Annotated in this window: 17 protein-coding genes; 9 read left to right on the top strand and 8 right to left on the bottom strand. The window is 56.0% G+C overall.

Translation table 11 applies throughout. The annotated features are described in order from the left end of the window. Positions 1-270 precede the first annotated feature (270 nt). Positions 271-1968, top strand: a complete 1698-nt coding sequence (locus A3850_RS09590; protein ID WP_068215975.1) for a hypothetical protein — start codon at positions 271-273, stop codon at positions 1966-1968. On the opposite strand, the gene A3850_RS09585 is transcribed toward A3850_RS09590, so the two are convergent. Continuing rightward, the gene (locus A3850_RS09585; RefSeq protein ID WP_068215974.1) at positions 1961-2956 is read right to left on the bottom strand and encodes a diacylglycerol kinase family protein; all 996 of its coding nucleotides are present in this window, start codon (positions 2954-2956) and stop codon (positions 1961-1963) included. The genes A3850_RS09590 and A3850_RS09585 overlap by 8 nt on opposite strands. 64 nt (positions 2957-3020) lie before the next feature. On the opposite strand from A3850_RS09585, the gene A3850_RS09580 reads away from it, so the two are divergent. Together A3850_RS09580 and A3850_RS09575 are read left to right on the top strand one after the other, a co-directional pair. Then, entirely contained in the window at positions 3021-3938 is a 918-nt protein-coding gene (locus A3850_RS09580; RefSeq protein ID WP_068215973.1) for an ABC transporter ATP-binding protein, read from the top strand. Positions 3939-3969: 31 nt separating this feature from the next. After that, positions 3970-5310, top strand: a complete 1341-nt coding sequence (locus A3850_RS09575) for an ABC transporter permease (protein ID WP_068215972.1) — start codon at positions 3970-3972, stop codon at positions 5308-5310. Between the two features lie 76 nt (positions 5311-5386). Here A3850_RS09575 and A3850_RS09570 read toward each other — a convergent pair whose 3' ends face one another. Continuing rightward, a complete protein-coding gene (locus A3850_RS09570) occupies positions 5387-5650 on the bottom strand; it encodes a YkoF family thiamine/hydroxymethylpyrimidine-binding protein (RefSeq protein WP_068215971.1) in 264 nt (87 codons plus the stop codon). A gap of 247 nt (positions 5651-5897) precedes the next feature. Between A3850_RS09570 and A3850_RS09565 the strand changes: the two genes are divergently transcribed. Continuing rightward, complete coding sequence (locus A3850_RS09565; protein ID WP_197494027.1) at positions 5898-10049, top strand: CHRD domain-containing protein; 4152 nt, start codon at positions 5898-5900, stop codon at positions 10047-10049. A 61-nt stretch (positions 10050-10110) separates the two neighbouring features. On the opposite strand, the gene A3850_RS09560 is transcribed toward A3850_RS09565, so the two are convergent. Both A3850_RS09560 and A3850_RS09555 read right to left on the bottom strand, forming a co-directional pair. Continuing rightward, positions 10111-10920, bottom strand: a complete 810-nt coding sequence (locus A3850_RS09560) for an MbnP family protein (protein WP_068215966.1) — start codon at positions 10918-10920, stop codon at positions 10111-10113. Between the two features lie 41 nt (positions 10921-10961). Beyond that, entirely contained in the window at positions 10962-12038 is a 1077-nt protein-coding gene (locus A3850_RS09555; RefSeq protein ID WP_068215964.1) for a PLP-dependent aspartate aminotransferase family protein, read from the bottom strand. 128 nt (positions 12039-12166) lie between these two features. On the opposite strand from A3850_RS09555, the gene A3850_RS09550 reads away from it, so the two are divergent. The 5 genes from A3850_RS09550 to A3850_RS09530 all read left to right on the top strand — a co-directional run bounded on the left by A3850_RS09550 (position 12167) and on the right by A3850_RS09530 (position 19152). Next, the gene (locus A3850_RS09550) at positions 12167-15277 is read left to right on the top strand and encodes a S41 family peptidase (protein WP_068215962.1); all 3111 of its coding nucleotides are present in this window, start codon (positions 12167-12169) and stop codon (positions 15275-15277) included. Positions 15278-15329: 52 nt separating this feature from the next. Further along, positions 15330-15872 (top strand): DUF1905 domain-containing protein, encoded by a 543-nt coding sequence (locus A3850_RS09545; protein WP_068215960.1) that lies wholly within the window; start codon positions 15330-15332, stop codon positions 15870-15872. Positions 15873-15918: 46 nt separating this feature from the next. Beyond that, positions 15919-16578 (top strand): YigZ family protein, encoded by a 660-nt coding sequence (locus tag A3850_RS09540; RefSeq protein WP_157501025.1) that lies wholly within the window; start codon positions 15919-15921, stop codon positions 16576-16578. Positions 16579-16789: 211 nt separating this feature from the next. Continuing rightward, a complete protein-coding gene (locus tag A3850_RS09535; RefSeq protein ID WP_068215958.1) occupies positions 16790-17563 on the top strand; it encodes a ParA family protein in 774 nt (257 codons plus the stop codon). A 92-nt stretch (positions 17564-17655) separates the two neighbouring features. Further along, a complete protein-coding gene (locus A3850_RS09530; RefSeq protein ID WP_068215957.1) occupies positions 17656-19152 on the top strand; it encodes a glycosyltransferase family 39 protein in 1497 nt (498 codons plus the stop codon). Here A3850_RS09530 and A3850_RS09525 read toward each other — a convergent pair. From A3850_RS09525 to A3850_RS09510, 4 genes are all read right to left on the bottom strand, one after another. Next, positions 19149-21011, bottom strand: coding sequence for a gliding motility-associated C-terminal domain-containing protein (locus A3850_RS09525; protein WP_068215956.1), 1863 nt, complete (start codon positions 21009-21011; stop codon positions 19149-19151). The genes A3850_RS09530 and A3850_RS09525 overlap by 4 nt on opposite strands. A gap of 328 nt (positions 21012-21339) precedes the next feature. Continuing rightward, positions 21340-22536, bottom strand: a complete 1197-nt coding sequence (gene porV / locus A3850_RS09520) for a type IX secretion system outer membrane channel protein PorV (protein ID WP_068215955.1) — start codon at positions 22534-22536, stop codon at positions 21340-21342. Between the two features lie 270 nt (positions 22537-22806). Next, the gene (locus A3850_RS09515; protein WP_068215953.1) at positions 22807-24063 is read right to left on the bottom strand and encodes an arginine deiminase family protein; all 1257 of its coding nucleotides are present in this window, start codon (positions 24061-24063) and stop codon (positions 22807-22809) included. 152 nt (positions 24064-24215) lie between these two features. Next, positions 24216-25802: a peptide chain release factor 3 gene (locus tag A3850_RS09510; protein ID WP_068215951.1), complete on the bottom strand. Its 1587-nt coding sequence runs from the start codon at positions 25800-25802 to the stop codon at positions 24216-24218. Positions 25803-25894: the final 92 nt, after the last annotated feature.

Here is a 25894-nt window from a genome sequence, read left to right as displayed (position 1 = left end):
AACCGAACGGAGGGGCTTTTCCTTAACAGAAAACCCCTCATACCGTGAAGCATGAGGGGCAGAAAACTCGAAAGCTTTTTCTTGAGAGACGGTAGGAATCGCCTACTAAATATTTCAATACTGGGTGGGGTCAACAATTCTTTAAACGCACGTGTACACAACTACTCGCCGTGCCACGCGGTGATAGGAAGCCCGCCCGCCACAAATAGTTGCGAAGGGTGGTACCTTTTGCCTAAGATAGGTGATTTTATTCCGAAAACAAGAATTTTTATGCCCACCAGAACCCGCGCCCAAGAATCTCGCACCGCCGTACAGCGGCTTTATATCGCCATGCGTCACCTGCTGATCCGCGGCAGTTACAAGCCGGGTGGGATGAGTGGAAAGACGCTGATGGACAACCTAATGGTCCTACAACCCGAGATATACGGGACGATTGCCGACGAGGAGCGGGTGGAACTCAACGGTCTGCACTACGTCATGACCCGCCTACCGAAGGGAATTGAGGAATGTCAGTTTTTGAAACTCATCAGCCGTGAAGGGTACGAAAACAGCCACTTCGAACCCATCGTTGCTCCGGCCCGGCGGCGCAATGCCTTTCGGATCGATAACAATGAAATGTACATCGAAATGACGCGGGGCCGCAGCGATATTTACGATATCCTCACCCATCTCACTTTCCTGTACGCCGAAGGAACGAAAATCTACCGCAACAGTCTCGACAGCAAGGGCCGACCCAAACGGGAGTGGGCCCTACTCGGCAAAATTGTGGAGGATGAACGGATTGGCCGCGAATTCAAGTTGGAGACGGCCTATACCTACCTCAGCACTTTATTGGGGCGGACGTATAACGAAGTCGTCAGCAGTTGCCAGCGGTTTGCCGCCGAAGAAAAAGTGAACAGCCTTTTCCACATCACCTACTGGTTGGGCTCACTGGCAAAGGCCGAAGAGGAGAAGAATGACGACCGAGAGATATCCTTTTCCAATACCCTCCGGGAAAATACCGGCCACCATTACCACGGCGAACTCTGGGCGGAGAACATCAAGGCAGTGCTCCTGGAGCGCAAGTTGATCGAGCGGCCCCTGCACATCATCAGCGCCAATTTGCACAGCGTCGTCAATGCCCTCTTTTCACCGGCGGCCCTTTCCGGCAAGATTAAAAACTTGAAGGGAATGTTTGAGTACGCCCGGTCCATGAGCCAGGCGGAATTCAAGCACTTGCGTCCGGAAGTATTCAAATTAGCCTTCGAGAATGGGCTGACGGAGATTGCAGATACGAGCGGCACGAACCTGGGCGTACAGATCCTCGATACGGCGGCCTTCGACCCGAAGGTGATCAGCGCCGAAATTGGATTTCGCCCCACGCGGGTGCCGGACCAGGCGCCGGTCATCCTGGTAATGGATTACGCCTTCGGCGAGCAGGCGTACGAGAGCATGGACGAACTCCTCCGCCCTTATCACGACCCCGCATCCGGACGGGTATACGACATGCCGGTAGAGAGCATCAATATCATGGGAAAGGCCGGTATTCTCGAGGGGAAGAAGGGCGACATCATGGTACCCGATGCCCACATCTTTGAAGGAACGGCGGATAATTACCCCTTCCAAAATGACTTCAGCGCCGCCGATTTTGAGGATCAGGGCCTCGGCGTATATACCGGCCCGATGGTGACGGTACTCGGGACGAGTCTGCAAAACATACCCATTCTGGATTACTTCCTCACCAGTTCCTGGCGGGCAGCCGGCCTGGAAATGGAGGGCGCACATTACCAGAAAGCCATCCAGGCGGCGACGCACATTCGCCGGTCCGTCAATCCTGATCTTAAGTTGCGCTACGCGTATTACGCTTCGGATAATCCGCTACAGACCGGCCATACGTTGGCCTCGGGCCCGCTCGGTGTATCTGGCGTGAAGCCGGTTTACTTGTGCACGCTACGCATTTTGGAGCGTATCCTGGGCGAAGCTAAATAGCCGTTAGTACGCGGAGGCGGTCACGTGCCACGGAAACGGTAACGGGGCCACTGCCCAGCCATTCGCCGTCGGCTTCACACTCTAGGGTGCCGGCGGTAGGCTGCAGGTGAACGCTGTTTAAGTGGCTGGTTCGGACACCCTTCACCTGGCCAATGCTTCCGGCATAGAAGCGCCAACTGTTGGCCATCACCTTCCAACGGGGTAGTTTTTGGGCTACCGTTAGCGCCAATTGGTGGCCAAACGGATCGGCGTGGGGCACGAATTGCATTCCTCCACCGGAATAGCGCCCGACTCCTACATTAATGGTATGCACATCGCCCTCCCAAATATCCTGGGCGCTGCCGCGGGTGCCAGGTTTTGGGGAAACGCACACAGTAGGGGGCCGATACTCGGAGAGGTAACTCAGTGCCAGGATTGGATACATCCACTGGTGACGTACCCGCTCTTCGGCGGCGATGCGGACGACTTCGGCGTCGTAGGCAAACCCCGCTACGTTGAGGAAGTAATGTTCGGCCCCCGTTTCCGGGAAGGTGAGGTGGCCAATCATTTGGCTTTGGATCGAACCACTCTCGAAGTGATCCAACCAATGGTCCAATTTGCGAGGGGTGGCCAGGGACCTCGCCCAATCATTCCCCGAGCCGAGGGCCAGCGGAGCGTAGACGACCTTACTGATCATTCCCGTTACCATCAAACCGTTGAGGATCTGGTGGTGCGTTCCGTCTCCCCCCACCCCGATGAGGTGGTGTTTGCCCTCTCGCACGGCATCCTGCGCCAGCGCCCCTAAACTGGTCGCGGGGGTGCTGACGGCAAAGGTCATACGTGGGAAAGCCGTTTGTAATTTGGGTAACAGCGTCCGCCACCGTTGTCGAGCCTTACCACCACCCGCGGCTGGGTTGACGATGAAATGCCATGCCTGAGAATCCGTTTGCACGGCACCAAAGGTCGACGAATTGAGGCTATTCGTCGTAATCGGCGTGGCCTTGCCCATAAAATTGGCACATTTGTCCTTTATACCGCCAGTATTGGCGTCAGTTCAACAGTAACGAAAGTATATGTCCACCCCTCCCATCATTCGCGTTGATAAGGTCCGCAAGGAGTACGGCGAAAAAGTAGCCGTCGATGACGTATCGTTTTCCATGCCGCCCGATGCCATCCTGGGGCTACTCGGGCCGAACGGCGCGGGAAAGACATCGTTGATCCGGATGATCACCACCATCACGGCGCCGGACAACGGGACGGTATATTTTAACGGCGAACCACTCTCCGGCTTCCACCCGACTCAGATCGGTTATCTGCCCGAAGAACGGGGACTGTACAAGAAAATGTACGTCGGTGAGCACCTGGTGTACCTCGCTCGGCTGAAAGGGATGAGCCAGGCCGAAGCCACGACAAAGGCCAAAGAATGGCTGGCTAAATTCAACCTGGAAGAGCAGTGGAAGAAGCCCGTCGAAGAGTTAAGTAAGGGCATGCAGCAGCAGGTGCAATTCATCGCCACCGTAATTCACGAACCCAAATTGCTGATCCTGGATGAGCCCTTCAGCGGCCTGGACCCGGTGAACGCCACGCGGATGCGCCAGGAAATCCTCCGTCTGCACGCAACGGGAACGGGCGTGATCTTCTCCACCCACCGAATGGAGCAGGTGGAGGAACTTTGTGAGTTCATCGTCCTCATCAACAACGGAAAGAACATCCTGGAGGGAAAGGTAGCTGAGATCCGCCGCAGCTTTCAGGATAACAAGTACCACCTCGAGTACGAAGGCACCCTACCCACGGGTATGGAGGCGCGATTTGAACTCATCAACCCCACCCCATCCGGCGTAGACATTCAGTTGGCCGAAGGGCAAGCGGGCAATGACCTCCTCCGCTACCTGCTGGATGCCGGCGTGCACATCGTGACCTTCCAGGAACTGCTGCCGAGCCTGAACGAAGTCTTCATCAAGCAGGTGAGCAGGAAAGAAGCAGGAGTCTAAAATCGAGGGTCTACCAAATAAAAAGAAGCAAATGAATAATCTCTGGCTCGTCATCAAGCGGGAATACATTACCCGGGTTCGCCGTAAATCCTTCATCCTGGCTACGTTGCTGACGCCGCTTGGGCTGGCGGTATTCGTCATCGTCGCCCAATTTATTCTGGGGTACGGCAACGATGAAAAGACCCGCATCGCGGTGGTGGATAACGCTGGTCTGTTCGAAGGCCGGGCCATCCCCGACGAGGATGGCATCTACTTCGTAAAGAGCACTGAGGACCCAGAAGTGCTTAAGGACCAGATTAAAGAAGGGGCCGAAGGTGGCTTCACGGCGGCGATCGTCATCCCCAAAATCCGGGACCCCAAGGCCAAGGATCTACGGGTGGAATACTTCAGCGATGAATCGCTCGCCATCGACACCCGACTTGCGCTGGACGGCCGGTTGGAGCGGGCCCTACGCGACTATAAAGTGGAGAAATTAGGCCTTGACCCTACTCTACTGGCCGCGCTGGAAACGGACGTCGACATCCGGACCAGTAAGATCACCGTTGAGGAAGGAGAATCCACCGACACGACGATGGCCAGCATAGTTGGCGCTGGATTGGGTACCATCATGGGTTTCATGATGTACCTCTCCATCTTCATTTACGGCATGATGGTGATGCGCTCCGTCATGGAAGAAAAGATGAACCGCATCGTAGAAGTCATCATCTCTACGGTGAAACCTACTACCCTGTTACTGGGAAAGATCATTGGTGTGGGCGCGGTAGGCTTGACACAGGTACTCGCCTGGATGGTCCTCATTCCCGGCGTAATCTTCCTGGTGAGCATTCTCTTCGGTTTTGATGCGGATTCCGCGCAACAAATGCAGGCCGCCGGCCCGGCGGGTGAAGTAGACCCGGAGGAGATGCAGTCCATGGTAGAAAAGGTGATGAGCGGGCTATCCACGCTGAACTGGTGGATCATCATTCCGTGCTTCATCCTCTACTTCATTGGCGGATACTTTATGTACGCCGCTCTTTTCGCGGCGGTTGGATCGGCGATGGGTGACGACATGGGTGAGAGCCAGTCGCTGACTATCCCGATCACCATCCCCGTGATCCTTGCCCTCTACATTATGATGGCGGCGATTCAAGCGCCGAATTCCAGTTTGGCGGTGTGGTCCAGTTTCATTCCCTTGTTTGCCCCCATCGTGATGCCGGCGCGGCTAGCGTTTGATCCACCAGCCTGGCAGATTATTGGCAGCTTGTTATCAGTACTCCTTTTTGCCGCAGGCACGGTTTGGTTGACGGCCCGGATCTACCGGGTGGGCATCCTCAACTACGGTAAAAAGAGTTCCCTGGCGGAGATGGGTCGGTGGTTATTCTCCAAGTATTGACCCCCGTTCTACGAACAAATGACATCGATCAGCCTCCCCTACCGAAGCGTACGGGGAGGCTGCTTCTTTTAGGTAACTATACTTTTACTTCCGCCCCGGGCTTGATGCCAACGTTCAGCACTTTGATGACGAAGGAACAAGTGACTTCTCCCATCAGAGTTGGTTCCATGGCAATCGTCACGGCCCGCATCACGGCCCGGTAGTCGCCAGTGAGCTGGGTGGATAAGCCGTTGGTAGCTACCGTTACACTGGGTTGGGCCCGCAGTCGATGAATAAATTCAATGATGGGGGTTTCGTAGTCGGGGGTAAGCGGGTACAGAGAAAGTTCGGCGGAGACCATGGGTATCGTTTAGAGCTTGTTTGGGATTTTTGAAGGATGGCAAAAGTAGAACATGCGATCTGATGAATAGGGATGAAAAGCCGTCAGGATTAGGGGGTAAAAGGAGCAGACCTAACTATTTTCCTTACTTTGAGAATTGCCACGCAACCATTCCCCCCTTTTTGTGGTAGGGGGGATGATGAGCGCAGTTGATCTTCGGTTACCTGCGCTCACTCAGATTTGGCTTCGTCTACTAAATAATCCTTCTATGAGATCAACACATTACACGTTTTTCCGGCAAATTGCCACGTTGCTGTTACTCTTCGCCACGTTCTCGATCAGTGCACAGATCAACCCCTGCAACTTCAGCGCCGGGGTGCTATCGAACCCGGACGGCATGCGCGTGAACACCGTATGTCTTGACGACGGTGACCCACCAGTTGACGTTGTCCGCACCGGATTCGTAGGTGGTGAGAGCCAGTACTTCATCACCACTACGGGTGGACGGATCCTTTCCGTCCCCGTCGGTGGCCCTCCGTTTGATCTCTCCGAATTTGGGACGGGATTTCTCGCTATCTACCACGTGGCTTACTCCGGTGAGCTTTTCAACGTTGGCATCGACGACAACGTCTGTATGGCCGGCGCAACGGAGTGTTTCAACTTAAGTAACGCCATCGTGGTCGTCCGCAACGCGGGAGAAGATTGCGAAGTGGAGTGTACGGCCATGGCCGGCCAAATCACCTTGGCGGACGGTAGTGGCGAAAGCACCACTATCTGTATTGATGAAGGCTCAGACTCCGCCGTAGACGTGACGCTTTCCGGAGACATTGACGGAGAGACGACCACTTTCATCATTACCGACAATACGGGTCAAATTCTCGGCATCCCCGGTGGCAATGGCCCATTCGACCTTAGCGGCGCTGGTACTGGCACCTGTTTGATCTGGCACCTGGCTTACGGTGATGACTTTACCGGTCTGGCGGTTGGCCTCAACGCCGATGGATTTGAGGGTTGCTTCAACCTCTCCAACCCCATCACCGTGAACCGCCTGCAGGGTAATGACTGCTTTGACCCCGTCACCTTTAACATCGACCTAAACGGTGTAAATCAAGTTCCCGTACCGGTGACCTCCCTGGCAACCGGCTCCGTCACTGCTACCCTGCGGGGAACGGAACTGGTTGTTGAAGGAAGCTTCTCCGGCTTGAGCTCTGATTACGATTTTAACGCTGCGGGTGGTGCTCACCTCCACCTTGGTTTTGCCGGCCAGGCTGGCCCTGTTTCGGTGATCCTTAACACCAAAGTGGATGACGACCTCCGTGGTGGCACCTTCGAGGCAGCGGAAAATACTTTCACGCTGAATGAGGAACAGATCGCCGCTATGCAGGCCCGTGGCATTTATCTGAATATTCACTCCGTGGACAACCCCGCGGGAGAGATCCGCGGTCAGGCACTGCCCGAAGCAGATACCTATTCTCGTGCTTACCTCTTCGGCGTAAATGAAGTCCCCTCCATCATCACCACTGCCTACGGCGGGGTGGCAATCGAGCGTAACGGTAACGAAATCGTCGTCACCGGCAGCTTTACCGGCCTATCTGGTCCCATTGCTACGCAGTTGGCCGGTGGGGCACACATCCACATGGGCGTCGTTGGCCGCAACGGTCCGGTACTTATTCCACTGAACTTGGATATGAGCGACGATATGACCTCCGCCATATTCCGAGCCGAGGATAATACTTACGACCTCACCGATGCCCTCGTGGAATTGATGGAGGAGAACGGCCTCTACGTCAACGTTCACTCCTCCGAATTTTTGTCCGGAGAATTGCGCGGACAGATCACCGATAATAGTACGACCAGCTTTTACGCTGACCTGAGCGGACACCAGGAACGCCCCGCTCCCGTCAACACCGACGGTAACGGCCGGGTACAGATCAACCTGACGGGCAACGAGATCACCGTATTCGGTTCCGTTGCGGACCTTTCTGACGAAGTACTCGTCAGCCTCGCCGGTGGTGCTCACTTGCACCTCGGCCTTGCCGGACAGTCCGGAGGCATTGAGTTCCCGCTGAATATCGACCTGGACGATGCTGGTAACGCTGGTGTTTGGTCCGCTGCCAATAACACCTTTACCGTTACGGACGAGCAGGTGCAATCCATCCTGGATCGCCGCTACTACGTCAACGTGCACACCCCGGCCGTGATGTCGGGCGAAGTCCGTGGGCAGGTCATGAACCTGGCCAAAGGGTACCTCGGCTCTAACCTTAATGGCCTTAACGCACGCCCCGCCGCCATCCTGACAACGGGTAACGGCTTCGTGATGTACGAACTGCAGGACCGCACCTTTAACGTAACGGGCTCCTTCCAGGACCTTTCGAGTGATTTCGACGCCAACATCGCCGGTGGTTCCCACATTCACCGGGGAGACGCCAGCCGTTCGGGGCCAATCTTCTTTGAGCTGAACGCCCAGACTTCCGCTGACCTCCGGTCTGGTGTCTACGAAGCCAGCGAGAACAGTTTCGCGATGAATACGAACCAACGAGCGCGGCTCATCAACGGAAACAACTACCTCAACCTGCATACTACCGGTAATCCTTCGGGAGAAATTCGGGGACAGATCCTCCGCGACGATAACGCCTTCCCCGAAGCCGTGGTCATTGAATCACCTGCGGACGGAGATAGCATCGTTGTTTCCTCCGGCAATAGCAACCTCGTTGGAGGCACCTTCTCCTCGGCCGAGGACCCTAACGGTGACCTAGTCGTCTACAGCGTCGAGTTTACGACGGTAGAAGGCGCCCTGATTCCCGTGACCGTACTCTACACCATTGGCCGCGATACTACGGTTGCGCGGACCTTTGACGCCGTCTACGACACCCTCATTGCTCGCGGTGCCTTTGATGGCCTCCAGTTTGACCTCCGTTACCGCATTTTTGCCGGTGACGGTAGCGTCAACACCCCGGATGAATATCGCACCATTAACCTGCTGCTGGACGGGAGCGCCAACTGTTCAGAAAACGGTGGCACCCTCGCCCTTGAAGATGGCGGTGATGCGCTTACCATCTGTGCCGGCGATGGCATTGAAGACCCCTTCAACGTGGTGGTGTCGGATACTTCCGCTACCAATTTCACTTACGTCATTACCGATGAAACGGGTGAAATTTTAGGATTGCCGATGGCCCAACCCTTCGACCTTGAAGGTGCCGGTGATGGCGTGTGCTTACTTTGGTCGTTAGCCTTCGATGATGAGTTTGAAGTACCCGCCGTCGGAGACAACGCTCTCCAACTATCGGGTTGTTTTGATTTGTCCGATAACTTCATTACGATCACTCGCCTGAGTGGTGAGGAGTGCCCCACGACGGATTGTACCGCCAGCGGTGGCGCCATCGCCTTTGCGGATTCTACCGGTGCGGAGATCACAATTTGTGCCGACGATGGTGAGGATGACCTCATCAACGTCACGGTTGAAAACGCTGAGGGAGATAGCATGCGCTACATCATCACTGACGAGAACTTCAACATTGTGGGAATGCCCCTCGCGCCACCCTTCAACCTGGAGGGAGCGGGCGCCGGCTCTTGCTTGATCTGGCACATCGCTTACGACGCCACCGTTACCGGACTTGAAATGGAAGGCACGATTGGCGGCCTCGGCGGCTGTTTCTCCCTGTCCTCCTTCCTGACGGTGAACCGCCTGACGGGTTCCGACTGCGCCGATGGCCTGGCCCCCGGCACCATTGCCATCAATGAGGTTACGGCGGAAGGTTTCGTCGAGCTCATCAATCTGGGTAACCAATCGCTGGACGTTAGCCTCCTGTCCTTAGCCAGCACCAGCGGCAGCGCCCAACTGGGTGACCTGGTCATTAACTGTGGCGGTATGATCATGAAACGTGGCGATCTACTCGTGGTAGACCTGAGTGGCTACCTCGCCGCTGACGGCGATGAACTGAGCCTGGAAACGCCTAATGGCACGATGATTTCTTACGCTACCTGGGGTACGGAAACCAACCCGACTGCGGCCGTTGAAGCCGGTCTGTGGCGTACCGATGCTACGTTCGGCGCCTTGAATACCGACCGTTCCTTGCAGCGCGTGCTGAATACTGCTACGCAAGAGTTTGCCTTCGCGGCCCCGACTACTTGTGCGGAAAATGACGCCGTTAGCGGCACTACCCTTACGCCCGCCGGCGCATCCGTAACGGCTTACCCGAACCCGTTTGCGGGAGAACTGATCGTTGACGTTCGTGGCCTGAACGCCGCCAGCACCACGCTGACGGTTCTTGACCTAACGGGCCGTACGTTGCGTTCGCAGGTACTGAATTTCCGGGATGGGAAGTTGGCCTTACCCACCGCCAACCTGGCTGCCGGCACCTACGTAATTCGCCTCGCAAATGAAGGGGGCGTCTCTACGCTGCGCGTTGTGAAGCGGTAAGTCACTGCTTGCAAACCAATGCATTTAGGCCCGCATTTCCATCCGGAGGTGCGGGCCTTTTTTATCGCGCGCCGGTCAGTTCTAGTCCGGGAGAGACGTCAATGACTGCATTACTATTAGTAAGATCCACACCATTCAGAATGGCTTCAAGATTTACGTCGAGCAGCAAAGTAAGTCCACTGCCACGCTGGGGAGCAACGGGTGCGGGGAGGGACAAGGCCAGCGGTGAGTTGGCGTAGTTATTGATGCGCAGCGTATCATCGGTGGCCGTCAGAATGTACTCCATACTACTACTAACGTAACCAAGGCCATTATTGAACCGCAACAAACCAGGTTGAACGGAGAGGGGCGCTGCCGCGGGTGCCGTGGTGGGGACGGCGGCGTCGAGGAAGTCGGGCAACCCAACCGTAGCGGAGATGCCGCTAATTGCCTGGTTATTACTCCTGAAAGTTCCGACGGTAAGGTTGGTCGTCCCGGTAACCGTCACGAGCGCCAGGTTGGCGTTGACCTCCGTCAGGACGGTATCGCCGCCGCTGAGTAAGCCGATTTCAAATTCGTTATCCGGCGTTTCAAAAGAGACGTTATCTCCCATCAGCTCGACGTCGCCGAGGTAGAAGCGGAAGCGTTGGACCTTGAATTCGTTGCCGGCGCCGTCCCGGTAGAGGCTATCAACTGAAAATGGGTCATCGCCCCAGCGGCGGCTTACCTCCAACGCGAGGTTGGGGTACTGGCAGCAGCCATCCGGGCACTGCTCGTCGGCCCGCAGATCGTAGTTGGAGGCATCCGGGTCGAGGCAGGCGATCCGGTCTTCGTAGCAGCCAGTGGCCGATAGGACGGTAAGGAGAAATAATGCAGCGGCGAGAAAACGCATATTGGGCGAGGTGGTCAGGGCTAAAGGGATACGCGAGGACGCTAATTGGTGGCCAAGGCTTGCTCCCAATCTTCAATCAGGGTAGCGACCGGCTCCACCCCAACGGAGAGGCGCAACAGATTATTGGGCGTGGCGGATGCTGGCCCTTCGACGGACTTCCGGTGCTCCACCAAGCTCTCTACCCCACCCAGGCTGGTGGCTACGGCAAAGTGCTGGAGTTTTGCGGCGACGGACATGGCCCGCTTGGCGTCTCCCCGCACAAGAACGGAGAGCATAGCTCCAAAACCTTCCCGCATTTGCTTTTTGGCGACGTCATGCTGAGGGTGGCTGGGCAATCCGGGGTATAGCACGGCTTCAATTTCGTCGTGTCCTTCCAGGAAGGTTGCCAATTGGTGAGCGCTTGTTGTTTGGGCCTGCACCCGTAACCGCAGCGTTTGGAGTCCCCGGGAAACGAGGTAACAATCCATGGGGCTGGGCACCGCCCCACCCACGTGTTGGATGCGACGGAGTTTCGCCGCCCAATCATCTTCTTGCTTAGCGATGAGGGCGCCACCTAGGACATCAGAATGCCCTCCCATGTATTTGGTGGTGGAGTGCACCACGTAATCCGCCCCCAGTGCGAAGGGCAACTGGTGGATGGGCGTTGGCCAAGTGTTGTCGACCGCGACACGGATATCACGATCATCAACCAGGGAACAGACGGCGGCAATATCGGTCACCTTAAGTTGGGGGTTGGAAGGGGTTTCCAACCAGACGAGCCGGGTGTTTTGCTGGAGGGCATCTTCAATGGCTTGGAGATCGGTCATGTCAACCGCCGTGTAGGTGAGCCCCCAATCGGCCATTACTTCGTCGAGGAGGAGGCGGACGTTGAAGTAGACGTCGTCCGGTAAGAGGAGATGATCCCCGGTTTTGAGGGCGAGGAAGAGGCTTTGGATGGCGGCCATTCCGGAGCTGAAGGCGAGGGCGTAGGCGCCGCCTTCCAACTCGGCCAGTTGTTCCTCTAGGGCTTGCCGGTTGGGGTTCCCGGCGCGGGAGTAGACGTATCCATTCTCGTAGGTGCCGTCCGGATTGCGGAGGTAAGTAGTAGAAAGATGGATAGGCGGGGTTACGGGAGGCATGGGTTCGAGAGGTAACGGTTGGAGTGGCGAGTGGCCGGGCTTCGGTAAAGGTCCGTAATTATGGTGGGTTTCGTAGCTTACGATTCGATTGAACCTGCCCTGCAAATACCCTTGAACTTTCCCTTTCGATGAGATTTACTCTTTTGTTGCTTGCCCTCCTATTTAGCACCTGCGTCAGCGCCCAGAATAGCCCAATATTTGCGGACGACCCGGCGCTGAGCCCCGACGGATCTACCCTATTCTTTGCGTACAACGGCGACTTGTGGACGGTGCCCACCAATGGTGGGAATGCTCGCCAGATCACCAGCCTGGAAGGAGCCGAAAGTCACCCAAAGGTTTCTCCCGACGGGAAGTGGCTGGCCTTCAGTTCCGCGCAGAAGGGAAACGCCGATGTTTACATAATGCCATTGGCCGGAGGGCCAATCCGCCAACTGACTTACCACACGGCGAATGACGAGATAGCCAATTGGAGCTGGGATAGCGAACGGATTTACTTCACCAGTAACCGGTATAACCGTATCACGACCTTTACCGTAGACGTGACGGGGGGCACGCCTAAACGGCTATTTGATAATTATTTTAATATTATTCATAACGTAGCCGAAGAGGCCAATACCGGCCACCTTTACTTTAATGAAAGCTGGGAATCGAGCCTCTTCACCCACCGCAAGGGCTATAAAGGCCCGTACAACCCGGAAATAAAATCATTTGACCGGGAACGCAAAAGTGTAAGTGTCCACACCACTTGGGAGGGAAAAGATATGTGGCCCATGACGGACCGTGCCGGAAAGGTATATTTCGTTTCCGACCGCGATAACGGGGAATATAATCTATACCGTCTCGATGGGAAGAAAGCAAAAAGGCTGACTAAATTTTCCACCTCGGTGATGGCGCCCAGCATGGCAGCAAACGGGCAGCAAATTGCCTTCATCAAGGATTACCAAATTCATATTTACGATACTGCGTCTGGCAAAACCACGAAGCCCAACATCACGGTGAGCAGCTACGCGGGACTTGGCCAGCCGGCGGACTTTACCACACATCGTAACATTAGCGACTTCGACGTGGCGCTTGACGGGAAGAAATTAGCCTTCATCGCCAGAGGGGAATTATTCGTTAGCGATATCGCCGGAAAATTCGTACGGCAACTGCCCGCCGGCGATGGACGCGCCACCGAAGTCAAGTGGCTACGGGGCGATTCTACCCTGATTTACACCATGACGGAGGGTGGTTATACAAACTTATTCACGATTGACGCTACGGGAAAGGGCAGCCCCGTGGCGCGCACCACGGACCAACGTAACAATCGTGGACTACAGATTGCGGGGGACACCACCCGCCTGATCTACCAGAGTGGCCGCGACGAGATCCGGCTGATGAACCTTCAAAATTTTGCCACCGAAACACTAGTGCAAGACGAGATTTGGGGCTTTCAAAATAGCCTTCCCCGTTGGTCGCCCGATGGCCGCTACGTGATGTACACCGCCTACCGGAATTTCGAGCAGGATATCTTTTTAATTGATACCAAGAATAATAATCGGAAATTGGCCGTCACGAATACCGGAGTAAGTGAGAATGTACCGGTGTGGTCACCGGACGGAAAGTATATCTACTTCACCTCTTCCCGCCACCAACCTAATTATCCACGGGGAGGTGGGGATGAGCGTCTCTTCCGCCTTCCCCTGCTACGGTTCGATGCTCCCTTCCGCCAGGAAAAATTTGATGAATTATTTGCTGGAGATAAGAAGGAAAAATCAGACTCCGTCGAAGTAAAAATTGACCTGACCAATATTATGGAAAGGCTCGAGCCCGTTGGCCCCCGCGCCGGCAGTCAGTCCGATCCTTACGTAGTGATGGACGGTGAAAAAACCATGGTTTTCTACGGCTCTGATCACGCCGGCAAACGCAGTTTCTACGTGACGACCTTTGAGCCCTTCGAAGCACCTAAAACCAAAGAGATCGAAGGTAGTGGCGTCGGCGGCGCCAACGATCTGGTGGAAGTGAAAGGAAAATACTACCTCCTGGGTCGGGGGCAAATTCAGAGCATCAACGTTGGGCAGGGCAAATTGAAACCCATCACGATTAAACATGCCTTTCGCCGTTCCCTGGCTCCAGAGTTTGCCCAAATGTTCTACGAAACCTGGGCCAACATGGAGGAGAATTTTTACAACGAAGATTTCCACGGTACCGACTGGGCCGCCCTTCGCGATGCGTACGCCCGCTACCTCCCTCACCTCACCAATCGGGCCGATCTGCGGCGCCTGACCAATGACTTACTGGGCGAGCTCAACACCTCCCACTTCGGCTTCAATTCCAACGGCAGCGAAGAGCAAACTCAGGTTGACCTTACCACCGTGGCCCTCGGTTTGGCCTTTGATCAGGACGATCCCTACCGCGTTGCTTCCATCATCGCCGACGGGCCGGCCGACCGCGCGGGCCTTGACATTAAAGCGGGAGACAAATTGGTAGCCATCAACGGCACGCCGGTCGACGAATCCATGAACCGGGAATTCTACCTGGCCCTCCCCTCCCGCGACCAGGAGGTGGCGCTGTCGCTGGTGCGAGGAAATGGGCAAGCAAAAACCGTCCGCCTCCACCCCGTATCCTACCCTACCGAGAGAAACCACCGCTACGACGAATGGGTGGACGATAACCAAGGCAGAGTGGACCGGAAGACCGACAAAAAAGTAGCGTACGTCCACATGAAAAACATGGGCGGCAGTCAGCTGGATGCCTTCCTCGACGAAATGGTCAGCGAAAGCTACCAACGTGACGGGCTCATCCTGGACCTCCGCTACAATACGGGTGGTAACGTGCACGATGCTGTGCTGCAGTTCCTGAGCCAGCGCCCCTACGCTACCTGGAAGTACCGCGGTGGTGCCGCGGCTACCCAGCCGAACTTCGCTCCTCAGGCAAAACCCATCGTCCTACTGATCAATGAACAGAGCCTTAGCGACGCTGAGGTTACCACGGAGGGCTTCAAGCAACTAGGTCTGGGCACCGTCGTCGGAACGCCAACCTACCGCTGGATCATCTTCACCTCCGGCAAGGGCCTGGTCGATGGCTCCTACTACCGTCTCCCCAGCTGGGGTGTGTACGGGCTGGATGGTCGCAACCTCGAAAAGACCGGCGTGGAACCCGACATTCGTATCGACAACACGGCCGCCGACCGCCAGTTGGGGCGGGACCCGCAGTTGGATAAAGCCATTGAGGTAGTATTGAAAGAACTTGGCCGGTAGAACTGTACCAACGATGTTTTTCCAGCAATGATTTTTTGATAACTCTGCGCCCATGCAAATCACTTTTACTTCCATTATCTCCTCCGCCGAAGACGGCACGAACTACGGCGGCGTCTACCTCAATATCATCAAGGTGAAGCGAAAGGTGGTCGCCGATTTGTTAGATCCGGACAACGCCCTTACCCGGGTCATCATGCAGATCAACGGTGAAGGGGCAACCCACCGGGCGCTGCACCCGGATGGGAATGGCAACTACTTTATTCTGATCAGTAAAGAGATCCAAAAGGAGCACCGGGTGGATGATGGCGAAGAGATTGAGATCACCCTCCGCCCGGATGACTCCAAATACGGGATGCCACTACCCGAGGAGGTGTCCGAGTTATGGGCGATGGATGAGGAGGCCCGCCGCGTTTTTCATCTATTGACCTTAGGCCGCCAACGCAGTATGTTGTACCTGATGGGAAAGCCAAAGGGTGCGGCCACGCGTGTAAAAAAGACGGTACAGATACATGAGTACCTCAAGAGCACCAACGGTGTGCTGGATTCTAAAGAACTCAACGCTTACATCAAGGCGGACAACGCCAATTGGAAATAGTACTGGCCGGCAATTGTACCTTTCCGGCCTTTCCAAGCCACGACAAATGCCTGACCCTAACCAAGATCGCTACCTCATTCCCACCGGCGGCGACGCCCACGGGGAGTTCCGTGACCGGGGCAGCAAATTCGTCGCCCGGCTGGCCCACGTGCGCGATGAGGCCGCAGCACTGGCCATCGTGGAGGAAGAGGCCGCCCTCCACCACAAGTGTAATCACCACTGTTACGCCTACCGCATCGGCGAGGGAACCGACCGCTGGCGGGCTAACGACGACGGCGAACCGAGTGGAACCGCCGGCAAACCCATCCTCGGGCAAATTGATAAGGCGGGGCTGTCCGACGTCGTCATCGTCGTTTCCCGTTACTGGGGTGGGACGAAACTTGGCGCCTCCGGCCTCATCAATGCTTACCGGGAAGCGGCGGCACTGGCGGTGGAATCCGTAGAGAAGGGTTGGCAACCCCTCGTCGGGCGCGTTGAAATAAAATTCGGGTACGAATTGATGACGCCAGTGATGTCCGCCCTGAGCCAGTTAGACCTGGAAATGGCCAGCCAGGATTTTGGGGATTCGGCTACCGTCCAGCTAGAAATTCCCCGCAGCCAGGTGGCGGATAAAGTAAAAGCCTTGAAAGCAGCCATCGGCGGAGTCTACCTGGAAGAAGTGGACAAAGAGTATACGGTAGCGGGTCTCGACATCACGGTACACTAACGAGCAACGATCGACGAAGCTTATGCCCCGCAACCACTACTCCTTCACTGCGCCTTCGGCCTTTGAATCTGCCTGAACTATTCGACATAAGCATGCTCTGGATCAGTTCTACTAGATGAGCGGAGTCAACCGTTCGCGCAGTTAATCACCGAACGACCAAAGTCCTGCGGAACGGTTCCGGACTGTTGACTATTCCCTACCTTCGCCCCCCATGGGAAAAGTAATTGCCATAGCCAACCAGAAGGGTGGCGTCGGGAAGACGACCACAGCCATTAACCTGGCTGCGAGCCTCGCTATTTTGGAGCGAAAGGTCTTACTCATCGATGCAGATCCGCAGGGGAATTCCAGCAGTGGCGTAGGAATTCCCAGCGACAACCTGGACGAAACGATTTACGACGTCCTCGTCAGCGATCTTGACGTCAACGAGGTCATTTACGAGACGGAAACGCCCAATTTGCACCTCATCCCGGCGGGCATCAACCTCGTCGGTGCGGAAGTGGAACTTATCAATCGTTTCCGCCGCGAAGACGTCATGAAGGCCAACGTCATCGACAAAGTGCGCGACGCTTACGATTACGTTTTTATCGATTGCCTTCCCAGCCTAGGCCTCATCACCGTCAATGCGCTTACGGCGGCAGACACGGTACTCGTCCCCGTGCAGTGTGAATACTTTGCCCTGGAGGGTCTGAAGAAATTGGAGAACACCATCAGCCTCGTCAAGAAACAACTTAACCCGTCGCTGGAAATTGAAGGTATTCTACTGAGCATGTACGACCAACGGCTGCGCCTGGCGAACATGGTCGTCAAGAAAGTCCGGGAGATGTACGGGCCCCAGGTTTTCGAAACCATCATCCACCGCAATGCCCGTATCAGTGAGGCTCCGAATATGCACGCGCCGGTCGTCATGATCAATGCGGGCAGCCGGGGGGCGACCAACTTCCTTAACCTGGCCCAGGAGTTCATGGAGAAGAACGAAGGTGTGTAAATGCCAGCGGCACCCTACCTATATTTAAGGAGGGTGCTCGGCCAACAATACCCCGGCGCTTGCATTAGTAGGACTCATTAAAGTATCAGGCCTTGCCCAAAAAGAACCGCAAAAAGAAGCCGGCCCCGGCAACCGTGGAGACATCCGAATCAGCGGTGGGTTATTCCTCCCGCTTTCAGTTCTTTTTGTGGATCTGTTCCTTCTTTTTCTTCGCTGCGCTCCTGATTCGTACCGACGTTATCAGCCCCTGGCCCGGTGCGGAAAGCCTTTCGCTCGGCCACGCCCTCAGCAACCTCCGGGGCTACAGTTTGCTCTCTTTTCTTTACTACCAACTCTTTGGCTACGGGTCGGCCATTGATGCGAGTACGCAAGCAGTTTGGTTGTTCCCCCGCCTGCTGAGTTCGGTTGCCGTGCTACTGACGGCCTACTTCACTTATAAATACGGCTCCCGGCTGTTTGGTAAATCAGGTATCGCACTTGGTCTGTTGGCAGCGGGGGCTTCGCTCTTTCTCCCCTTCTTCGGTAAAGTCGCTACGCCAGATGCGCTGGCGCTACTTGGCCAGACCGGGTTTCTGCTTACCGTCTTCCTAATGGGTGCGGATAAAAGCCGCAATTATCTATTGCCGGCGGGAATCTTTCTTTTTGTAGCCGGCCTGGCGGCGCCAATTTCAACCTTGGTATTTGGGGTAGCGACCATCGTCGCGGCGCGGTTCATCCTAGGTGGAGGCAAGCAGTGGTTGAGCGCCATGATCTTGGTCTCTTTGCCATTGGTCATCCTCTTGCTTCAGGGCAACCAGGGCGTGCGTTCCTACTGGTTTTGGGGGAGCCAGCCCCTGGCGTACCTTAAGTTTATCGGATACGTCGCGCTTGGGTTCCTTCCCCTCTTCGGATTCTTTTTGGCGGGGGTGCGCGACCTCTTTTATAAGGTAGCCCGGGGAGAGCAGGCCGGGCGTTTGTTCGCCGCTGGCCTCGCCATCTCGCTGCTTACCCAGTCACTCGTTTTCCCCCTGGTTCTGGCGCTTCTTGCGGGTAAGCAGATGCAATTGTACTTCAATGCGCCCAATTACCCTTGGAAGGATTGGGTGCGGGGAGGCGCCGTTATTCACCTCATTTTTGCCTTTCTCGGCGCTTTTTTCGTCCTATTGTTTGGTGGTATTTCCTTCCCCGGCGCCGGCTTCCGCGCGGCCCTCGGAATGGTAGCAGCCTACTGGATCTTCTCCCTGCTGGGCGTCATCGGCCTCTACGGAGATAAGCGTGATTTTGCCCTCGGTGGCACCCTACTGGCCGGGCTACTCAGTATTCTCTTTTTCTGGGTCCAGGTGTACCCTTACTTCGAAACGGAGCGGCAGTGGGCGGAGCAACTCGTTCAGAAAATGGAAGTCAAACTCCCCGTCTACATTAGCCCCGGCGAGGGAACGGACGTGGCGCTTCCAGCTTTATTACGGGCGGGGGTTCCGGTCGTGCAGGACAGCACCGAGGCCGATTTCATCCTCCGCTCCTGGCCCATCAGTGATTCCACCACGACGGCGGATATAACCACGACGGGGCGGGTCATCATCAGCCGCCACAATTATGGGCTCGGCCGTTAGCGAAGTAGCATCAGGCTCCCGCTGAAGCGGCGGCTTTCACCGTCCACGTACAGGACCTCCGAGGCGTATACGTAGCTTCCCGGAGGCGCCAGTTCTTCACCGATCTTACCATCCCAACCCGCGCTCAATTCGTTGGCGGGGATGTTTTCGGCTTCGAAGACGAGGCTGCCCCAGCGGTCAAACACCCGCAGGTAGGACACGGCCACTATTCGTGAAGCCCTGGTGAAGGGAGCGAAGTCATCGTTCACCCCGTCGCCGTTCGGGCTAAAGCTGTTGGGAAAGTACACTTCCCGGTTCTTCACCACCACGATTTCCAGACTATCTACGGCCACACACCCCGTATCGCTTAGGGCGAGTAAACGCAGGTTCAGGGTGGAGGTGGGCGTAAAAAGGAGATCGTCACAACCCATTTCGCACCCTGGAACGGGAGGGCTGTAGGTCAGGGAGGATATGCCATAGTTTGAGTTGGGAAAGACGGCCACTTCATCTCCGAGCTCGACCTCCAGGTCGGGGCCCAGGTCCACCACGAATGGGGCGGGTGATCCTACTTCCACCGCACCTGCGGCAGCGCATCCAAACCGATCAGTGATGGAATAGGAATACGGACCGGGCGCAAGACTATCGATGCGTCCGGCAGCGAATTTATCATCGAACGTTAAAGTGAATGGCGGGGCGGCGCCGGCAACGTCAAGCAGCAAAACGGAACCATCGGTAACGTCAGAACAACGCGTATCATTTACCTGAAAATTGGGAACCAACCCCGGATCGGGCACGACCGTCAATTGGGTGATGACGGTGCTGTCGCACCCCAGCGAGGAGATCAGATCGTCACGATAAACGCCACTCTCAGTGTACGCAGAGTTGCCAACGGGAAAGGATAAACCAGCGCAGATCGTATCGATGATGGTAAACTCCAAAGGTTGAACGTTCACCTCCACGATCGTGGAAGTAACCCTGCATTTATTGTTATTGATGTTGGAAGGTGCCGCCGCTACCAGGTAGCGAAACGGGTGCCGCCCCACGGGTAACATGGGCGCTTGGTAACGGTCCGAATTCTCTCCGGGGATGTCTTCCCAGGTAAGCCCCCCGTCCAGACTGCGTTGCCACTGAAAGGCGGGCGTGGGGTACTGGTCACCAATGATCTCAGAAATAAGAATTGGTGGGTCGCCACCCAAACACGCATCCACCGTAGTGCGGGCGCCTTCGATTTGTGCCTGTGGCCCGCAGGCGCGGAAGGAAATATTGTCAATCGCTAAGTCGTTCCCCAAACCACCCGGATTATTATTAGCGAGTGTGAGCAAGACTGAAGTTTGCCCAGGCATTGTGCTGAAAGTTAGGTCGTAAGTATGCCAGGCTCCATCCTGCGGAACGTTGTCCGTAGAATCCCGCACCACCCCATCGATAAGGAAGGCCACGTCGGGGAAAAGTCCTGGAGGCCCCGGTGCCAGAACGTTTCGAACGTCGACGGCAAATTGATATTCGGTGTTTTCGCAGAGGCCATCTACGCGCTGCTCGTAAAACTTACCCGGCGTGAAGTTCGCGTTGACGATCATCATGTACCCGTTGGGGTCGTTGCTGTTGTCGCGGAAGCGAGACCAGGTACCAAAGATGCTGTTCCACCGCGGGCCACCCGTATTGTTGGTGATGGTGTAGAAACCATCGTTTGGTGGAGGAAATGGCTGGTAGGTAAAGCCGGGAGCAATGCCGGGATCGACCGGAACTACGTTGTCCGTCCCCGAACCAAAATCGCCGTCGGTGAAGATGTTTTCCCCAAGGTTTTCGCACTGGCCGTTGAGCCCGCAGTATGCGAAACTGGTGAAGATGACGAGGATAACAAGACGCAAAGTCGAAGCAGGCATGTAGCAAAAGCTGGTGGTGCGCCAAGGTACGGCGAGGCGGAGGATTGGTGGTGTAGGCTTACGGACGCCACGCGAGTATTTATCGCTGTGGATGTTCGCCCGTCCACTTTTCTCCGCACCCGCGGCAGCGCCCACATCTATCTTCCCAAAAAAAAGAAAGGCACGTCACAAGTGACGCACCTTCCCTGAACTAAACCCCAGTTATAAAAAATTTTGGCGGAGCGAAATTGTGCAAGTGCTCCGTTTACATATGTAATATTAGGGTGATGAGGCGACTAATGCTAATTGCGAGCGGCCTTTAACATATAAGTCCTAATTATAATTGGTGTTACTTGGACTGCGCACCAAAGTCAAACAGCAGCGAAAAGCGCAGGGTATTATCGAGCGGGTTACGCTGATTGCTGGTGGGCACCAGGTAGCTGAAGTTGAGGCCAAAGATGTTGTACTTCAGGCCAAGACCAGCCGTGATGTACTTCCGGCCACCCTTCGTGCTGTGTTCGTGGAAGTACCCGGCCCGCACGGCAAATTGCTGATCGTACCAGTATTCTGCACCAGCGCTGAAGGTGAACTCGCGCAACTCTTCGCTGAAACCTTCGGGCGCATCGCTAAAGGAAGAGAAGATGGAAGAGACGGGAGATTGGTCGTTCAGGCGCTCGTTCTCCTGCTCACAGTCAGCACCCGCTACGCTACAGGGCGTAGGAACGAGCAGTTTATTGGTCTCCGCCGTAACGGTGATCTCATTGTACTCATCGAGGCGGAACGTGTAGGCTGCGCCAATACCGAGGTTAGCGGGGAGGAAGTCGCGAATGGTATCGTTGGAGTAAGAGATCTTATTACCAATGTTGGAGATGGCGGCACCGACGGCAAACGCGTCACCCTTATTGGTGTCTTCGTTGCGGTAAGTAAAGCCCAGGTCGGCGGCGAAAGCCTGACCGGCCTCCAGCACTACTCCGTCCACTTCCTGGCCGGCAGCCAAGTTGGAGTTGATGTACTTACCGGTAAGGCTGGCGGAGAAACGATCGGAGAGCTTCCGGGTGTAAGCCAGGGCAACTTCGAACTCGTTCGGGCGGCCCGTCATGGTAGGGGTACCGTTCACGTCGGTAAACTGAATATCACCCAGGCTGAAGTAGCGCAGTGAGCCACCGATGGCCTGGAACTCATCCAGTTTCTTGTAGCCGCCGACGTAGGCGAGGTAGACGTCATTCAAGCCCAGGGCCTGTAGCCAGGGCGTATACGTGGCGCCAAGCGCGGCGTCTTCCTTAGCAAAGGCCAAACGGCTGGCGTTGTAGTGGAGGGAGTTGGCATCCGCCGAAAGGGCCAGGCCAGCATCTCCCATCGCCCCACCCCGGGCATCCGGATTGATGCGAAGAAAGGGAACGGCACTGATAACGGTGTTGACGCAGGGGCCACCGTCGGGTCCAGTGATATCGTCACCGTCCTGAACACAAAATTGCGCGGAGAGGGAAGAGAAACCGAAAAGACAGAGTGCCAAAGTGCTCAGTGAGCTAAGTAAGTTTCGTTGCATGGGGGAAATGATCAGGCGCCAGGGAAATCCGTGGCTTGATGATACTGTTAAAGGGGTAAGAGGAAACGCAGTTTTGATAAGTGAGCTGATCCCTTTAAGGCTTTATTAACGGATGCTTGATGGGGCTTATTTTGAAGCCACCAACTTTATGCGGGGCAAAGGTAAAGAATAGTCAACTGCCACAAAACGATGGCCAACGGAAGGTAGAAGCCAAATCTTAGATTCGGACGGATCCCATTAACTCTTTGACCTCAATCCTTAGCTGCTCACCTACCCCCGCAGGATCGGACAAGTCATACAGTGACTCCCTCCCCTACCCCGGCTGAGCTCACCGCTCGGCAAGGTGATGATCGTTTTAGTGATGGTAGCCGGGTTGAGCCCATCATTATCAATCTGTTCCAGCAAACGCATGGCGCCGGTGACGGTGTACCCCGCGTTCTGCAGCATCCGGGCGGTGACGGGGTTACGGTCGTACGTCAGCGCTACCCCGGGCCGCAACGCGACGAGGTTACAACCGTCCGTCCACTGCTCCCGCTCCTGGAAGGGGCTGCGGCCGTCGCCGGCGGGCAGGAAACGGGCAACGGGATCGATCTCTGCAAGGATGCATTCCTTGAGGCTAAGGTAGCTGCTCGTCGTCCCATCAATGTTCCACACTTCCACGCCAGCCAGGCGGCCGCCCGTACAGATGATGGGCTCGTAGCAGACGAAGTCGTGGGCATCGATCTGGGTAAAAATGGTATCCAAATGCATGAAGCTGCGCTCGGCGGGGACGCTCACGCGCACGACCCTTTTCACCACCTGGCGCCGGAACAGTTCGTCGGCCAGGACTTTCAGGGAGTAGTTGCTCGACCGTTCACTCTCGCCAATTAGTAGTGTATCCTCATTGAGAATCATCACGTCACCTCCTTCAATGGCGACCTTTTCGCCGTCAGCGCCGGGAGGGAAGGCTTCCACGTCGTTCAGGTTGATGATGCGGCCGGCGTCCCGCAGTTCAGCGAAGGCGGGGTGGGCGAAAATCACCAGGCGGGTCAGAAAGTTCTCCCGGCTCCTGGCAGCCTTAGCCGCTTTAGTGATGAGCAAATGGTCGTTGATCGTTACGGCGATATCCCGCGTGAAGATGAAGTTGGGGATGGGGTCAAACAGTCGACGCTCTCCCGTCTCATGGTACCCCGTGATGAGGACGTCCGCTAACTCCCGGGGGGAAAGATCCAATAGTTCACCTACGAACTTTTTCGGTAGCTCTTCCCAGCCGATGATCAGCTCAAGCGCGTCTTGGGTTGCCTTTTCGTTGGCGACAATGGCTTCGGCTAGCAAGTCCGCGATCTCCAGCACACCGTTGTCACCAATGAAGCGGCGTAGGATTCGCGTAAAGACATCATGCTCCCGTTGCATCTGGGGTAGGTAGACGATGTCGTCAAACAAAAGCTCCTCCGCGCGCCGTGGAGTAATGCTGGCCGTTCCGGCGTCAGGACGGTGAATGATCACCTTTTTGAGGGGCGCAGTTTCGGCGGGTACGTTGACGGTCATGTTTCTAGTTGCGAGTGTCGAGTGTAAAGTTGCAAGTTGCAAGTTGCGAGTTGCGAGTGTTATAGTTGCGAGTGTCAAGTGTCGAGTAGCGAGTTGCAAGTAGCGAGTATTGAGTTGCGAGACTCGTCACTTGCAACTCGCTACTTTCAACTCTAAAACTCCGAAGTGGCATGAAATTCCACCTCCGGGTGATTATCCTTCGCCATCTGGAGCGTCCAGGCGGAGTCAGCGAGGTAGACGAGGCGTCCTTCTTTATCGTAGCCGATGTGTTGACGGCGGCGCTCCTTGAATTGTTCGAGGGCGGCATCGTCATCGCAAGTAACCCATAGCGCTTTGTGGAGGTTGATGCCTTCGTACTGCACCGTTGCGCCGTATTCGTGCTCGAGCCGGTACTGGATGACGTCGAACTGGAGGGCACCGACGCAACCGATGATCTGGGCATTGTCCACCTCCCGGACGAAGAGCTGGGCAACGCCTTCGTCCATCAGCTGGTCAATTCCCTTGGCTAGCTGTTTAGACTTTAGCGGGTCGCCGTTGTAAACGCGGCGGAATTGCTCGGGGCTGAAGCTCGGAATGCCCTTAAAGTGCAACTGCTCCCCTTCCGTCAGCGTATCGCCGATTTTGAAGTTGCCGGAGTCGTATAAGCCCACTACGTCGCCGGCGAAGGCTTCGTCGATCACTTCTTTGCGTTCCGCCATGAAGCTGGTGGGGTTAGCAAACTTCATCTTGCGTTGCTGGCGGACGTGGAGGTAATTCGTATTCCGCTCAAAGGTGCCGGAGCAGATGCGCAGGAAGGCGATCCGATCGCGGTGGCGCGGGTCCATATTGGCGTGGATCTTGAAGACGAAGCCCGAAAACTTATCCTCGTTCGGCAGGACCTGCCGCTCCTCCGCCGGGCGCGGCCGGGGTTGGGGGGCGATCTGCACGAAACAATCCAGTAGTTCCTTCACGCCGAAGTTGTTGACGGCGGAGCCGAAGAAGACCGGACTTACTTCCTGGGTCAGGTATTCCTGTTGCTCGAAGGGTGGGTAAACCTCAGTGATCATCTCCACCTCCTCGCGGAGTTCTTCAGCGGCGGCTTCACCTACCAATTTGTCGAGTTCCGGATCGTCCAGATCGGTAAATTCGATGGTTTCTTCGGGGCGGCCCTGTTTGTTGTCCGGCCGGAAGAGGACGAGGCGGCGTTCGAAGATATTGTAGACGCCCTGGAACCGGTCGCCCATACCAATTGGCCAACTCAGCGGCGTGCAGCGGAGGAGGAGTTTTTGCTCTACTTCGTCCAGCAAATCAAAGGCTTCCTTACCGGGCCGATCCATTTTATTAATAAAGACGATGACCGGCGTTTTCCGCATCCGGCAGACCTCCACGAGTTTCTCCGTCTGTTCCTCGACGCCCTTGGCGACGTCGATCACGACGATCACGGAATCCACGGCGGTGAGGGTGCGGTAGGTATCCTCGGCGAAATCTTTGTGGCCGGGGGTGTCCAGAATATTGATCTTCTTGTCCGCGTAGTCGAAAGCCATCACGGAGGTCGCTACGGAGATGCCCCGTTGGCGTTCGATCTCCATAAAGTCGGAGGTGGTCGACTTTTTTATCTTATTGCTCTTCACCGCGCCGGCTACCTGGATGGCGCCACCAAAAAGGAGCAGCTTTTCCGTCAGTGTCGTCTTGCCAGCGTCCGGGTGGGCGACGATGCCGAAAGTGCGGCGGCGGGCAATTTCTTTGGTCTGGTTGGTCATGGGGCGCGAAGGTACGGCGGGGGAGAGTTTTGCTTCGCAGTACTCAGTGCTCGCAGGAGCAGATGAAGTTGGGCGGACGGAGAGGCCTGCGG

Origin of the sequence: Lewinella sp. 4G2 (assembly GCF_001625015.1) — a bacterium.
GTDB lineage: Bacteria > Bacteroidota > Bacteroidia > Chitinophagales > Saprospiraceae > Neolewinella.
This window is presented reverse-complemented; position numbering and strand designations above follow the sequence as displayed.